The organism is Streptomyces sp. cg40 (genome assembly GCF_050320165.1).
GTDB lineage: Bacteria > Actinomycetota > Actinomycetes > Streptomycetales > Streptomycetaceae > Streptomyces > Streptomyces hokutonensis.
This window is the reverse complement of the sequence record NZ_CP190128.1, coordinates 3,891,606-3,905,042: the sequence shown is the minus strand read 5'-3', so window position 1 is coordinate 3,905,042 and position 13,437 is coordinate 3,891,606. Positions and strand designations below refer to the sequence as shown.

Annotated in this window: 11 protein-coding genes; 8 read left to right on the top strand and 3 right to left on the bottom strand. The window is 71.5% G+C overall.

Annotated elements, in window-relative coordinates:
* Positions 1–76 precede the first annotated feature (76 nt).
* The 3 genes from ACQHII_RS17050 to nudC all read left to right on the top strand — a co-directional run bounded on the left by ACQHII_RS17050 (position 77) and on the right by nudC (position 6,186).
* Positions 77–3,604: a UvrD-helicase domain-containing protein gene (locus ACQHII_RS17050; protein WP_427920101.1), complete on the top strand. Its 3,528-nt coding sequence runs from the start codon at positions 77–79 to the stop codon at positions 3,602–3,604.
* A 70-nt stretch (positions 3,605–3,674) separates the two neighbouring features.
* Positions 3,675–5,087 carry a dipeptidase gene (locus ACQHII_RS17045; RefSeq protein WP_427920100.1) on the top strand — a complete coding sequence of 471 codons (1,413 nt, stop codon included), beginning with the start codon at positions 3,675–3,677 and terminating at the stop codon, positions 5,085–5,087.
* 154 nt (positions 5,088–5,241) lie between these two features.
* Positions 5,242–6,186 carry an NAD(+) diphosphatase gene (gene nudC, locus ACQHII_RS17040; protein WP_019072116.1) on the top strand — a complete coding sequence of 315 codons (945 nt, stop codon included), beginning with the start codon at positions 5,242–5,244 and terminating at the stop codon, positions 6,184–6,186.
* 87 nt (positions 6,187–6,273) lie between these two features.
* Here nudC and ACQHII_RS17035 read toward each other — a convergent pair whose 3' ends face one another.
* Positions 6,274–6,516: a mycoredoxin gene (locus tag ACQHII_RS17035; RefSeq protein ID WP_019072117.1), complete on the bottom strand. Its 243-nt coding sequence runs from the start codon at positions 6,514–6,516 to the stop codon at positions 6,274–6,276.
* Between the two features lie 184 nt (positions 6,517–6,700).
* Between ACQHII_RS17035 and ACQHII_RS17030 the strand changes: the two genes are divergently transcribed.
* The 5 genes from ACQHII_RS17030 to ACQHII_RS17010 all read left to right on the top strand — a co-directional run bounded on the left by ACQHII_RS17030 (position 6,701) and on the right by ACQHII_RS17010 (position 10,596).
* Positions 6,701–8,899 carry an ATP-dependent DNA helicase UvrD2 gene (locus ACQHII_RS17030; RefSeq protein ID WP_427920099.1) on the top strand — a complete coding sequence of 733 codons (2,199 nt, stop codon included), beginning with the start codon at positions 6,701–6,703 and terminating at the stop codon, positions 8,897–8,899.
* Between the two features lie 168 nt (positions 8,900–9,067).
* On the top strand, positions 9,068–9,385 hold the full coding sequence (locus tag ACQHII_RS17025; protein ID WP_200715742.1) for a hypothetical protein: 318 nt from the start codon (positions 9,068–9,070) through the stop codon (positions 9,383–9,385).
* 173 nt (positions 9,386–9,558) lie between these two features.
* Positions 9,559–9,927 carry a WhiB family transcriptional regulator gene (locus ACQHII_RS17020; protein WP_019072119.1) on the top strand — a complete coding sequence of 123 codons (369 nt, stop codon included), beginning with the start codon at positions 9,559–9,561 and terminating at the stop codon, positions 9,925–9,927.
* Positions 9,924–10,253 carry a hypothetical protein gene (locus ACQHII_RS17015; RefSeq protein WP_427920098.1) on the top strand — a complete coding sequence of 110 codons (330 nt, stop codon included), beginning with the start codon at positions 9,924–9,926 and terminating at the stop codon, positions 10,251–10,253. The genes ACQHII_RS17020 and ACQHII_RS17015 overlap by 4 nt, the downstream gene beginning before the upstream one ends.
* 133 nt (positions 10,254–10,386) lie before the next feature.
* A complete protein-coding gene (locus ACQHII_RS17010) occupies positions 10,387–10,596 on the top strand; it encodes a hypothetical protein (protein WP_427920097.1) in 210 nt (69 codons plus the stop codon).
* 31 nt (positions 10,597–10,627) lie between these two features.
* On the opposite strand, the gene ACQHII_RS17005 is transcribed toward ACQHII_RS17010, so the two are convergent.
* Both ACQHII_RS17005 and ACQHII_RS17000 read right to left on the bottom strand, forming a co-directional pair.
* The gene (locus tag ACQHII_RS17005; RefSeq protein WP_427920096.1) at positions 10,628–12,016 is read right to left on the bottom strand and encodes an ABC1 kinase family protein; all 1,389 of its coding nucleotides are present in this window, start codon (positions 12,014–12,016) and stop codon (positions 10,628–10,630) included.
* Positions 12,009–13,235 carry a ThiF family adenylyltransferase gene (locus ACQHII_RS17000; protein WP_427920095.1) on the bottom strand — a complete coding sequence of 409 codons (1,227 nt, stop codon included), beginning with the start codon at positions 13,233–13,235 and terminating at the stop codon, positions 12,009–12,011. Before ACQHII_RS17000 ends, ACQHII_RS17005 begins: the two co-directional genes overlap by 8 nt.
* Positions 13,236–13,437: the final 202 nt, after the last annotated feature.

Below are 13,437 nucleotides of genomic sequence, written 5' to 3'. Positions count from 1 at the left end.
GTGCTGAGCTGCGCTTCTTCTTCCCCCGAGGGCGATTGGTCCTCGACTGTCAGTGGCCGCCGCTAGCCTCTCCGACATGCCCGCCCGTATCACCGATCCCGATCAGCTCAAGGAGCTCCTCGGCATCCCCTTCACCCCGGAGCAGACGGCCTGCATCATCGCGCCGCCCGCCCCGCAGGTGATCGTGGCCGGAGCCGGGTCGGGCAAGACGACGGTGATGGCGGCCCGCGTGGTGTGGCTGGTCGGCACCGGCCAGGTCGCCCCCGAACAGGTCCTCGGTCTGACCTTCACCAACAAGGCCGCCGGTGAACTCGCCGAGCGCGTCCGCAAGGCGCTGATCAAGGCGGGCGTCACCGACCCCGATGTCATCGACCCGGACAACCCCCCGGGCGAGCCGGTGATCTCGACGTACCACGCCTTCGCGGGCCGCCTCCTGACCGACCACGGCCTGCGCATCGGCCTCGAACCGACGTCCCGCCTCCTCGCCGACGCCACCCGCTTCCAGCTCGCCGCGCGCGTGCTGCGCGAGGCCCCCGGCCCCTACCCGGCGCTCACCCGCTCCTTCCCGGACCTCGTCAGCGACCTCCTCACCCTCGACGCCGAGCTGGCCGAACACCTCGTACGGCCCGAGAAGCTGCGCGCCTACGACATCGAGCTGCTGCGCAACCTGGAGGGCCGCAAACTCAGCAACCCCGAACTCCGCAAGGTCCCCGAGGCGGCTGCCGCCCGCCGTGAACTCACCGAACTGGTGAGCCGCTACCGGACCGCCAAGCGCGAGCGGGACCTGCTCGACTTCGGCGACCAGATCGCCCTGTCCGCGACCCTGGCGCGCACCCGCCCCGAGGTCGGGGAGATCCTGCGCGACGAGTTCCGGGTGGTGCTGCTCGACGAGTACCAGGACACCTCGGTCGCCCAACGCATCCTGCTGGCAGGCCTGTTCGGCTCCGGCACGGGCCACCCGGTGACCGCCGTCGGCGACCCCTGCCAGGCGATCTACGGCTGGCGCGGCGCGTCCGTCGCCAACCTCGACGACTTCCCCCAGCACTTCGCGCACGCCGACGGCCGCCTCGCCGCCCGCCAGTCGCTCAGCGAGAACCGCCGCAGCGGCGGCCGCCTCCTCGACCTCGCCAACGGCCTCGCGGAACCCCTGCGCGCCATGCACGCGGGCGTGGAGGCCCTTCGCCCGGCCCCCGGCGCCGAGCGCGACGGCATGGTGCGCTGCGCGCTGCTGCCCACCCACGCCGAGGAGATCGACTGGCTCGGCGACTCCATCGCCCACCTCGTACGGACAGGTAAGGCGCCCGGCGAGATCGCCGTCCTGTGCCGCACGGCCACCGACTTCGCCGAGATCCAGGGTGCCCTGGTGGCCCGCGACATCCCCGTCGAGGTGGTCGGCCTCTCCGGACTGCTGCACCTGCCCGAGGTCGCCGACCTCGTCGCCGTCTGCGAAGTCCTCCAGGATCCCGGCGCCAACGCCTCCCTGGTCCGGCTGCTGACCGGCCCGCGCTGGCGCATCGGCCCCCGCGACCTCGCCCTCCTGGGGCGACGCGCCCGATTTCTCGTGGCCCACGCGCGTGTGGGGGCCGACGAAGACCCGGATCGCAGGCTCGCCGCAGCCGTCGAGGGGGTCGACCCCTCCGAGGTGATATCGCTCGCCGACGCCCTCGACACGTTCCTGGAGACCCCCCTCTACGGCTCCGACGGCACCGGGGACGACGACGGGCTGCCCTTCTCATCGGACGCCCGCGTGCGCTTCGCCCGCCTCGCCACCGAACTGCGCGACCTGCGCCGCTCCCTGTCCGACCCCCTCATGGACGTCCTGCACCGTGTGCTGGCCGTCACCGGCCTGGAGGTCGAACTCGCGGCGTCCCCGCACGCCCTGGCCGCCCGCCGCCGCGAGACCCTGTCGAACTTCCTGGACGTTGCCGCCTCCTTCGCCGCCGGCGACGGCGAGGCGACCCTGCTCGCCTTCCTCGGCTTCCTGCGCACCGCCGCCCAGTACGAGAAGGGCCTCGACAACGCCCTCCCCGGAGGGGAGAACACCGTCAAGGTCCTCACCGCGCACAAGTCCAAGGGCCTGGAGTGGGATGTCGTAGCAGTTCCCGGCCTGGTGACCGGCACCTTCCCCAGCAGCCAGGGTCGCGAGAAGTGGACCGCCCAGGGCAAGGTCCTCCCGCACGCGCTGCGCGGCGACACCGCCACCCTGCCCGACGTCGCCTCCTGGGACTCCAAAGGCATGAAGGCCTTCCACGAGGCCATGAAGGACCACCAGCGCACCGAGGAACTCCGCCTCGGCTACGTCACCTTCACCCGCCCCCGCTCCCTGCTGCTCGGCTCCGGCCACTGGTGGGGGCCCAGCCAGAAGAAGCCCCGGGGACCGTCCGACTTCCTCCAGGCCCTCCACGACCACTCGGTGGCCGGGTACGGCGAGATCGAGGCCTGGGCGGACGAACCCGAGGAGGGCGAGGAGAACCCCGCCCTGCAGACGGCCACCGCCGACCAGGCCTGGCCACTGCCGTTGGACGACAGGGCGATGGCCCACCGCCACCAGGCCGCCAAGATGGTCATGGACCACCTGGAGCGCCTCGCCTCCCACGACGAGGGCCACCCCGCGGCCACCCACGACCCGGACGCTTACGACGACCCGGACTGGCCCCCGCCACCGGAGGACGACGAGCCGACCTACGACGAGCCCCGCTACGAGGAAACCCCCCTCGACGCCGAGGACGGCCTCCCGGAGGACGATCCCGCCGACTGGGACGACTGGACCACGGACCGCCCGACCGTCCCGCACCAGGCCACGGCCCCGCACCCCGCCGAACACCCCAGTGCGCCTGGGGGCGCCCGCCCACGTCCCACGGAACCGCCCGGGACCCGCCTCACCCCCGAGGAAGCCCGAGCCATCGCCTCCTGGGACCGTGACCTCGACGCGCTCACCGGTGAACTCCTGCGCGCCCGCCGGGGCGTCACGGACGTCCCCCTGCCGGCCTCCCTCACCGCCACCCAGCTGCTGCACCTGGCCGCCGACCCGGACGGGCTCGCGCAGGAACTCGCGCGCCCCATGCCACGCCCTCCACAACCCGCCGCACGTCGAGGCACCCGCTTCCACGCCTGGGTGGAATCACGCTTCGAAGAGCTGACCCTGCCCATGCTGGAGCCGGAGGAACTGCCCGGCAGCGAAGCCGAGATCGCCGACGAACGAGATCTGGAAGCACTCAAGGACGCCTTCGAACGCACCGAGTACGCCCGGCGCACGCCTTACCGCGTCGAGACCCCCTTCCAGCTCTCGATCGCCGGCCGCGTCGTACGGGGCCGTATCGACGCCGTCTACAAACAGGGCGACGGCGACGAGGCGACGTACGAGATCCTCGACTGGAAGACCAGCACCACCCGCACCGCCGACCCGCTCCAGCTCGCGATCTACCGGCTCGCCTGGGCCGAGCGGCAGGGCGTGCCGCTGGAAGCGGTCACCGCCGCGTTCCTTTACGTGCGCGGCGGCGAGGTAGTCCGGCCGGAGGGCCTCCCGGACCGGGCGGCACTGGAGCGGCTGCTGCTGGAGGAGCCGGGCGCGCGGGCGGAATCACCTGGCGCGCAGGGGGAGTAGCCGGCCGCGCAAGCAAACTGTGAGGAACCGCCCACCGAGGATGTCAGTGCGGGCCGATAGGCTCGTGACCATGAGCCACACCGTTGACAGTGCCGTCAGCGCGGTCCGCACGTACATCGAGCAGCACCGCGCGGTCTTCCTCGACGACCTCGCCGAGTGGCTGCGCATCCCGTCCGTGTCGGCGCAGCCCGAGCACGCGCCCGACGTCCGGCGCAGCGCGGACTGGCTCGCCGCCGCACTCCTGGAGACCGGCTTCCCGACCACCGAGGTCTGGCCGACCCCGGGCGCACCGGCCGTCTTCGCCGAGTGGCCCTCCGACGACCCCGAAGCACCCACGGTCCTCGTCTACGGCCATCACGACGTACAGCCCGCCGCCCGCGAGGACGGCTGGGACAGCGAGCCCTTCGAGCCAGTCGTCCGCGGAAACCGCCTCTACGCGCGCGGGGCCGCCGACGACAAGGGCCAGGTGTTCTTCCACACACTCGGCGTCCGTGCCCACCTCGCCGCCACCGGCCGCACCACCCCGGCCGTCAACCTGAAGCTGCTCGTCGAGGGCGAGGAGGAGTCAGGCTCCCCGCACTTCCGGGCACTCGTCGAGGAGCGCGCCGACCGGCTCGCCGCCGACGCCGTGATCGTCTCCGACACCGGCATGTGGTCCGAGGACACCCCCACGGTGTGCACCGGCATGCGCGGCCTCGCCGAGTGCGAGATCCGCCTGTACGGCCCGGACCAGGACATCCACTCCGGCTCCTTCGGCGGCGCCGTGCCCAACCCGGCGACCGTAGCCGCCCGCCTCGTCGCCGCCTTGCACGACGAGCACGCACGCGTGACGGTCCCCGGCTTCTACGACGGCATCGTCGAACTCACCGAGCAGGAGCGCGAACTCTTCGCCGAGCTGCCGTTCGACGAGCCGCAGTGGCTGCGCACCGCCAAGTCGTACGCCACCCACGGCGAGGCCGGGCACACCACCCTGGAGCGCATCTGGGCCCGACCCACCGCCGAGGTCAACGGCATCGGCGGCGGCTACCAGGGCCCGGGCAGCAAGACGATCATCCCGTCCTCGGCCATGGTGAAGCTCTCTTTCCGGCTGGTCGCCGGCCAGGACCCCGACCACATCGAGAAGGTTGTCCGCGACTGGGCCGCCCGGCAGGTGCCCGACGGCATCCGCCAGGAGATCGAGTTCAGTGCCGCCACGCGCCCGTGCCTGACCCCGCTGGACCACCCGGCTCTCCAGTCCGTCGTCCGCGCCATGGCCGTCGCCTTCGAGAAACCGGTCCTCTTCACTCGCGAGGGAGGCTCGGGACCGGCCGCCGACCTACAGGAAGTCCTCGGGGCACCCGTCCTCTTCCTGGGCATCTCCGTCCCCTCCGACGGCTGGCACGCCCCGAACGAGAAGGTCGAACTCGACCTCCTCCTCAAGGGCGTCGAAACCACCGCCCACCTGTGGGGAGACCTCGCCGACACCTGGCGCCACGCGCCCTGACGAACCACGCGATCCGGAACGGCGACGCGCGCGAGGCACACTGGAAGAACCGCCCCGCACACCCGTCCCCGCCGGACCCGGTCGCCTCCTGCCGTACGTCCCGCTGAACCGCCCGCCGAAACAATCCGCATTGCCGGGGGAGTTGGAAGCACCCGTGACCACCTGGACCGACCACACAGCCGATCGACCCATCTCGCTCACCGCCCCGAGCGGCATCGACCGAGCCGCCCACCACCGGCTCGACGAGGCCTGGCTCGCGGCGGCGTGGAGCCACCCCACCACCCGTTGCTTCGTGGTCTCCGGCGGCCAGGTCCTCATCGACGAGACGCCCGACGGCAGCACCGAACTCGTCATGACCCCGTCCTTCGAGGCCCCCCTCACCGAGGCCCACCGCTACTTCCTGGGCACCGACGACGACGGCGTCAGCTACTTCGCCCTCCAGAAGGACGCGCTGCCGGGCCGTATCGACCAGTCGGCACGGGCGGCGGGCCTGCGCGAGGCGGGGCTGCTGCTGTCACCCCGGGACGTGGGCCTGATGGTGCACGCGGTCGCCCTGGAGAACTGGCAGCGCCTGCACCGCTTCTGCTCCCGCTGCGGCGAGCGCACGGTCATCGCCGCGGCCGGCCACATCCGCCGCTGCCCGGCCTGCGGCGCCGAGCACTACCCTCGCACCGACCCCGCCGTGATCATGGCGGTCACCGACGAGGAGGACCGCATCCTGCTCGGCCGTCAGGTGCACTGGCCCGAGGGCCGCTTCTCGACGCTCGCCGGCTTCGTGGAGCCCGGCGAGTCCATCGAGCAGTCGGTGCGCCGCGAGGTCTTCGAGGAGGCCGGCATCACCGTCGGCCACGTCGAGTACGTCGCCAGCCAGCCCTGGCCCTTTCCGTCCAGCCTCATGCTCGGCTTCATGGCCCGTGCCACCTCGACGGAGATCAACGTCGACGGCGACGAGATCCACGAGGCCCGCTGGTTCTCCCGCGAGGAACTGCGCGCCGCCTTCGAGTCCGAAGAGGTGCTGCCGCCCTACGGCATCTCGATCGCGGCCCGCCTGATCGAACTCTGGTACGGCAAGCCGCTGCCGACGCGCAGCTTCGTCTGAGGCCGGCAACAGGAAGCAGACAGCAAGAAGGCGGCCCCTGACGTATCAGGAGCCGCCTTCCACGGAGCCGCGCGCGCCGACCACCGATCAGGCGCCGACCTTCTGCTTGACCTGGGCCAGCGAAGGGTTCGTGAGTGTCGAACCATCGGCGAAGAGCAAGGTCGGGACCGTCTGGTTCCCGCCATTCGCCTTCTCGACGAACGCCGCGGAATCCGGGTCCAGCTCGATGTTGACCTCGTTGTACGCGATGCCCTCGCGGTCCATCTGGCTCTTCAGCCGACGGCAGTAACCGCACCAGGTGGTGCTGTACATCGTCACGGTGCCCGACATTCTCTCGCGCTCCTCAACAGCTCAGGGAATATGTCCTCGCAGTGGTGGAAACGTACGCGACGCACCCGCCATTCCCGCCGGGGGTATCCCGCGGGACGTGACGCCTGCCGCATTAGTACGACTGCGGGTGCCTCCCTGTGGACAACCGGCTCACCCGTCTCCGGCGACCTGGCAGCATGGCCGTGTGACAGCAGCAACGCACTCCCCCCTCTTCCCGCAGGTACCGGACTCGGCCGACGCGGTGCTCGAAGGGCTCGACCCCGAGCAGCGCGAGGTGGCGACCGCCCTGCGCGGTCCGGTGTGCGTGCTGGCGGGCGCCGGAACGGGCAAGACACGGGCGATCACCCACCGCATCGCCTACGGAGTGCGCGCCGGAGTCCTGCAGTCCTCCAGCGTGCTGGCCGTCACCTTCACCAACCGCGCCGCCGGCGAGATGCGCGGCCGGCTACGCCAGCTCGGCGCCACGGGAGTGCAGGCACGCACGTTCCACTCCGCCGCCCTGCGTCAGCTCCAGTACTTCTGGCCGAAAGCGATCGGTGGCAGCATGCCCCGGCTCGTCGACCGCAAGATCCAGCTCGTCGCCGACGCGGCGGCGGCCTGCCGCATCCGACTCGACCGAGGCGAACTGCGGGACGTCACCGCCGAGATCGAGTGGTCCAAGGTCACCCAGACCGTCCCCTCCGACTACGCCGCCGCGGCGGCCAAGGCGGGCCGCGACATCCCCCGCGCCGCCGCCGAGATCGCCCAGCTCTACGCCACCTACGAGGACGTCAAACGCGACCGCGCGGTCATCGACTTCGAGGACGTCCTGCTGCTCACCGTCGCCGTCCTCCAGGACCGGCACGACATCGCCGAACAGGTCCGCTCGCAGTACCAGCACTTCGTGGTCGACGAGTACCAGGACGTCAGCCCGCTCCAGCAGCGCCTCCTGGAGCTGTGGCTCGGTGACCGTGACAATCTGTGCGTCGTCGGCGACGCCAGCCAGACGATCTACTCGTTCACCGGGGCGACCCCCGACCACCTCCTCGACTTCCGCGCCCGCCACCCCGGCGCCACCGTCGTCAAGCTGGTCCGCGACTACCGCTCCACACCCCAGGTCGTCCACCTCGCCAACGGCCTGCTCTCCCAGGCCCGTGGCCGGGCCGCCGACCACCGGCTGGAGCTGATCTCCCAGCGCGCCGCGGGTCCCGAGCCCCTCTACGCCGACTACACCGACGAGCCCGCCGAGGCCGAGGGCGCCGCCCGCCGCATCCGTGACCTGATGGCGGCGGGCGTCCCGGCCAGCGAGATCGCGATCCTGTTCCGCACGAACTCCCAGTCCGAGACCTACGAACAGGCCCTCGCAGACGCCGGAGTCCCCTACCAACTCCGCGGGGCGGAGCGGTTCTTCGACCGCCCCGCGGTCCGCAAGGCCGGCGTCGCCCTGCGCGGCGCGGCCCGTTTCGGTGGCAACGACTCCCTCCTCGACGACGTCGTCGACCTGCCCTCCCAGGTCCGTGCCGTCCTCTCCGGCGAGGGGTGGACCACCGAGCCACCGGCCGGCTCCGGAGCCGTCAGAGAGCGCTGGGAGTCCCTGGCCGCCCTGGTCAACCTCGCCCAGGACTTCGCCGCGGCCAGACCCGGAGCCACCCTCGCCGACCTGGTCGCCGAACTCGACGAGCGGGCGACCGCCCAGCACGCCCCCACCGTCCAGGGCGTCACCCTCGCCTCCCTGCACTCGGCCAAGGGCCTGGAGTGGGACGCCGTCTTCCTGGTCGGCGTCGCCGAGGGCATGATGCCGATCTCCTACGCGAAGACCGACGAACAGATCGAGGAGGAGCGCCGCCTCCTGTACGTCGGAGTCACCCGCGCCAGAGAGCGGCTCCACGTCTCCTGGGCCCTCGCCCGCTCACCCGGCAGTCGCCCCAGCCGCCGCCCCAGCCGTTTCCTGGACGGCCTGCGCCCCGGCTCGACCGGTGCCGCGGGCAGACCCGGCCTGGTCGCCCCCGGCGGCATCGAGCGCGGCTACACGGGCACCGGTCCCACAGCCGTCCCCCGGCGGGCGCAGCGCACCGTGGCCCGCTGCCGGGTCTGCGGTCGCACGCTCACCGACGCCGGCGAGATGAAACTGATGCGCTGCGAGGACTGCCCGTCCGACATGGACGAGGGCCTCTACGAGCGGTTGCGGGAGTGGCGTGAGGTCCAGGCGCAGCGCAGCGGCCAGCCGGCGTTCTGCGTCTTCACCGACAAGACGCTGATGGCGATCGCCGAGACCGTCCCCGACGACGAGGGCGAACTCGCGCGGATCCCCGGCGTCGGAGTGCGCAAGCTCAACCGCTACGGAGCCGATGTCCTGGCCATCTGCGGCGGTCAGGAGCCTGTGGAGGGTGCCGCGGGGGACTGATGGAAACTCGTCGGAAAAATAGTTTGCGCATGCCCCAGCGATCCCCATAGGTTCTAAGCCACGGGAACAGAAGGCCTTCTCGAAGGCCCTGATTCCGTGATGTACTTGCATATCCGAAGGATCGGGTTCACGCCCGGTCCCCCGAGACGCCGAGAGGAGGCGATTCCAGTGATCAGCATCAACACCAGCTCCGCCAGCATCGTGAAAATGACCGATCCCTCGGTCGTCTCCCTGTGCATGCTCGGCGTTTCGAACCTGGGCACCGGTCTGTCCGGCATTTCTGCCGCCCGTCCGGCGTCCGCCCTGTCTCTCGCGGTTCTTCCCATCCGTGAGCGCAATGAGCGACCGACCAAGGCACTGGAAGCAGTAGGAGCACAGGCGCAGGCCTATGCCTTTGCGCCCGGTGCCGGAAGCCGGAAGCAGACGACGCAGCACCACCAGATGTGGGCCTTCCGTGGGCCAGAACCCTGGAGTGATCCAGCCTGATCGATCAGGCCGGCGCCTTCAGGGCCGCGGAACCCCATCCGGGATCCGCGGCCCTTCTGTTTTCCCCGAACGGGGACGACGGAGCGAAGGGGCCTCGGGACAAGAAAAGAACCCGGTACCAAGCCGACACCCGGCCCAACAGGGCCGGACCGACCAGACGAGGAAGAACAACCGTGCAACTCGAAGCGCACGCCCCGTCCGTACCGCCTTCCGAAACGATCCCCCCGCCCGGCCTCACGGAGGACTCCACCTTGACTCCGCTCACTGCGCTCACCGCGCTCGACGACGCCATCGAGAACCTCGGCGTGCCCGTCCCCTGCCGTTCCTACGACCCGGAGGTCTTCTTCGCCGAGTCGCCGGCCGATGTCGAGTACGCCAAGTCCCTCTGCCGCACCTGCCCGCTGATCGAGGCCTGCCTCGCCGGCGCCAAGGAGCGGCGTGAGCCCTGGGGCGTCTGGGGTGGCGAGCTCTTCGTCCAGGGTGTCGTCGTGGCCCGCAAGCGGCCGCGTGGCCGTCCGCGCAAGAACCCGGTCACGGCATGAACACCATCTTCGGAACGATCGACCGCCCCCTCACGCACGACCCCAAGAAGCAGGCCCCGATGAAGCCGTCCACTCCCAGCGAGCCCGCGGGCTCCGCGATCCCAGACTTCACCACTCCGGGTGCGACCGAGTCGCGCCAGAACAGGACCCGAGAGATGCAACTCATTCCAGAAGCCCTGGCCCGTGCGCATATGCACGAGCGCCTGCAGGAGGCCGAGCGGGAACGACAGGTCACGCGCCTGCTGGCCGCCCGCCGGATGCAGCGCAGGGCCGAGCGCGCGTCGATGCGCGCCCGCCGTGCGCTCGCCATGGCCGTCATGCAGTAACCGATCACACCTGAAGCGGTGGCCTCCCCAGCCCGGAGGCGAATGCTCCCCGCGGGGGCCGGTCCGTCCGAACGGACCGGCCCCCGCGGTGCGTTCTGCCGCCGATCCCCGGCCGCGGCGTTATCGTCGCCGGGTGACGAGTCGTCCCGGAGGCAGCGACACCAGCGCCTCCACCGCGGAGCCCCAGCCCGTTGTGTGCGCCCGCTGCGGCACCCGGTCCGAAGACCCGCAACCCACCTGGACCTGCTCCGTGGAGAACGGAACCCGGCAGTACTTCTGTGACGCCTGCGCCAGGGAGAACCTCAGGGCGATCGAGGGACGGCTTGACTCCGACTGGTGGTAGGCCGCGCTCGCGCCCGTCCTCGCGGCGGGGCTCAGGCTTGCGCGGCCGGTTCCTCCTCGTCCCCGAACTCCCCGTACTCGTCCGGCTCCTCCGGCACGAACCCCGGCAGCCACTCCTCCAGCTCCTCGCGCAGCCGTACCGTCGCACCCAGCTGACACAGAACGCCGATTGTGCTCAATGTCACTCGGTGTATCAGGAGGTACGCCGGAGGCAGATTGAGCTGCTTGCCCAACTGGTGGGCGGGGGAGCGGGGATCGGCGATCCGGGCGGCCTGACTGCGCATCCAGCCCCGGGTGAAGGTGAACTCGTCGACCTGGGCCGGCTCGATGATCGGCACCAGGTAGTCGAGGACGGCGTCCGGGTCCAGCTCTATCGACTCCTTGACGAAGCCCTCCGCGCACAGCAGTTCGTAGACCGCCTCGGCCTCGCCGTCGAGCGTCATGCGCAGGGAATCGCCGATGGGGGTCGGCAGACCGCCGGGGAGCCGGTCGACCGTGCCGAAGTCCAGGACACCCAGGCGCCAGTCGCCCTTGCCGTCCGGGTCGGCGGGCAGCAGCCGGAAGTTGCCCGGATGCGGGTCCGCGTGGAGCAGACCCGTACGGGCCGGGCCGGAGAACAGGAAGCGGGCCAGGAGCTGACCCGCCCGGTCGCGCTGCTCCTGGGTGCCGTCGGCGATCACCTCCGACATCGGAATCCCGTCGATCCACTCCGTGACCAGGACCTGGTCGCACTGGTGGACCACGGCGGGCACCACGACATCCGGGTCGCCCTCGAACTCCTCCGCGTGCACCTGCTGGGCCTGAGCCTCCAAGCCGTAGTCCAGCTCCTCGGAGACCCGGTCGCGGAGCTCGGCGATGAGGGGCTTGATGTCCATCCCGGGGATGAGCGGGCCCAACAGGCGGGCGAAACGGCTCAGTTGGGTCAGGTCGGAGAGCAGGGCCTCGCCGGCGCCCGGGTACTGCACCTTGACCGCGACCTCGCGGCCGTCGTGCCACACCGCCCGGTGCACCTGGCCGATGGACGCCGCGGCCGAGGGTTTGTCCTCGAACTCCACGAACAACTCGCGCCAGTCCTCACCAAGCCGCTCCGCCAGCACACCGTGCACGGTGCGCGTCGGCATCGGCGGCGCCGCCTCCTGGAGCTTGGTGAGCGCGGCACGGTAGGGACCGGCGACCTCCTCGGGCAGCGCCGACTCGAAGACGGACAGCGCCTGCCCGAACTTCATCGCCCCGCCCTTGAGCTCGCCGAGCACCTTGAACAGCTGCTCCGCCGTGCGCTGTTGCAGCTCACGGCCGACGATCTCCGCGGACTCGCCCACGATCCGTTTCCCGAGCCCCCAGGTGGCTCTCCCGGCGAAGCCGAGCGGGAGCGCGGCGAGCTTGGCGGTACGGGTGACCGCCTTGCGGGGAAGATCAGACATGCGCCCTCCAAGTCCCAGCCGGCCGGGCCGAGTCCGCCTTGCGGCGCACGTCCCTCGACGGCCGGTCCTCTGCCATTGTCGCGTGTCGATCCTCGTCCGTAGAGGTGTGTCCCTCCTTACCTTTCTCCGCCTCTCTTTCTGCGGCTCCGCAGGGGCAGGCGGAATGTGCCCAGACCGGTCGCGCGTGCCAGTGCAGACCGGGTAGCGAGGCCTCCCACCGCGCGCCCGCGCTCGACGGCGACTGGCCGTCCAGGAAGGCGAGCGCGTGCGTGGCCGCCAGGCCGGCGACGGTCGTGGCCAGCGCCAGATCGCAGGGCCGTACCCGGGGCTGCCTGCCGGAGCGCCACTGGGCGACCAGCCGGGGCCAGGTCGGGTCCCGGTCGGTGCGCGCGTGGTGCAGACAGCCCGCGCACGCCGACTCGCCGGGCAGCACCAGCGGGCCCACCGTTCCCGTGCCCTCCACGACACCGGCGTACAGATGAGGGGTCCCCGAGGCGATCAGGTCGGCGGCGGCGGACGGGTCCGGCGCGTGCACGGCGACATCGTCGCGCGGGGCGAGGACCACCAGGGAGAAACCGGGTTCGCCCGCCTCTCGCGCGGTCCCCGAGGTCCGGCGCGGCGACCGGTCCGGGGCCGCCCGGCGCACCGCCCGCCGTGCCGACTCGTCCCGGCGCTCGCCGACGGCCTCGGCGGGCAGCCCGCCCGGAGCGACGTCCCAGGGCTCGGTGTCACCGCCGTCGCGCACGTCGACCTCGCCGACCCCCGCACCCGACAGCAGGGAGGCCAGCACCGCGCCCACCCGGCCCGCGCCCCTCACCTGCACGCGCAGTCCGCGACGCGCCGCCAGTCGGGCCATCGCCGCGCCGGGCTCGCCGGTCGTCAGGGAGAGCGACGCGAGATCCGGGCGCAGCCGGTCCAGGACGTCCTTCTTCGCACGCAGCGCGTCCGCCGCGGGACCGCCCCCTTTCGCGTCGTCGAGCAGTCCCGCGTGTGCGAGCCCCTTCAGCAACTGGTCGACATGGCCGTCGGGCAGATCCATTCGCCGGCCCTCCTCGCGAAGGAGCGGCAGTCCGCGCGTGCCGTTGAGCAGGTCCAGGAAACTGCCCGTCGCCGTGTCCATCGGGCCCAGCGTCATCGCGTGCGCCGGTGTCATCCCGAACTGCACGGTGTTGAGATCGCGCCAGCCGCGCCGCAGCGCCGGCTTCACCATCGGATGCATGACAGGCCCCCGTAGCCGTAGGAAGTACGTCCCGTGTTCCGGTGGAGCTGGTCGGTGCTCCGCCGGTGGTGCCAGAGTGCCCGGCCGGGCCGGAGGACGCCGAAAGTTGTCCACAGGCGGTGGGGATTCGTCGTACGAATCAAACGCTTGGTGGGGGATCGACACCGAAACCGTCCCGGAGTCGGGACTTCCCGCGTGTGCA

Coding starts and splice junctions, on each gene's coding strand:
- ACQHII_RS17035 (WP_019072117.1), bottom strand. CDS start 6,516: ATGTCGGGCACCGTGACGATGTACAGCACCACCTGGTGCGGTTACTGC.
- ACQHII_RS17045 (WP_427920100.1), top strand. CDS start 3,675: ATGAGCCACACCGTTGACAGTGCCGTCAGCGCGGTCCGCACGTACATC.
- ACQHII_RS17050 (WP_427920101.1), top strand. CDS start 77: ATGCCCGCCCGTATCACCGATCCCGATCAGCTCAAGGAGCTCCTCGGC.
- ACQHII_RS17000 (WP_427920095.1), bottom strand. CDS start 13,235: ATGCATCCGATGGTGAAGCCGGCGCTGCGGCGCGGCTGGCGCGATCTC.
- ACQHII_RS17015 (WP_427920098.1), top strand. CDS start 9,924: ATGAACACCATCTTCGGAACGATCGACCGCCCCCTCACGCACGACCCC.
- ACQHII_RS17005 (WP_427920096.1), bottom strand. CDS start 12,016: ATGTCTGATCTTCCCCGCAAGGCGGTCACCCGTACCGCCAAGCTCGCC.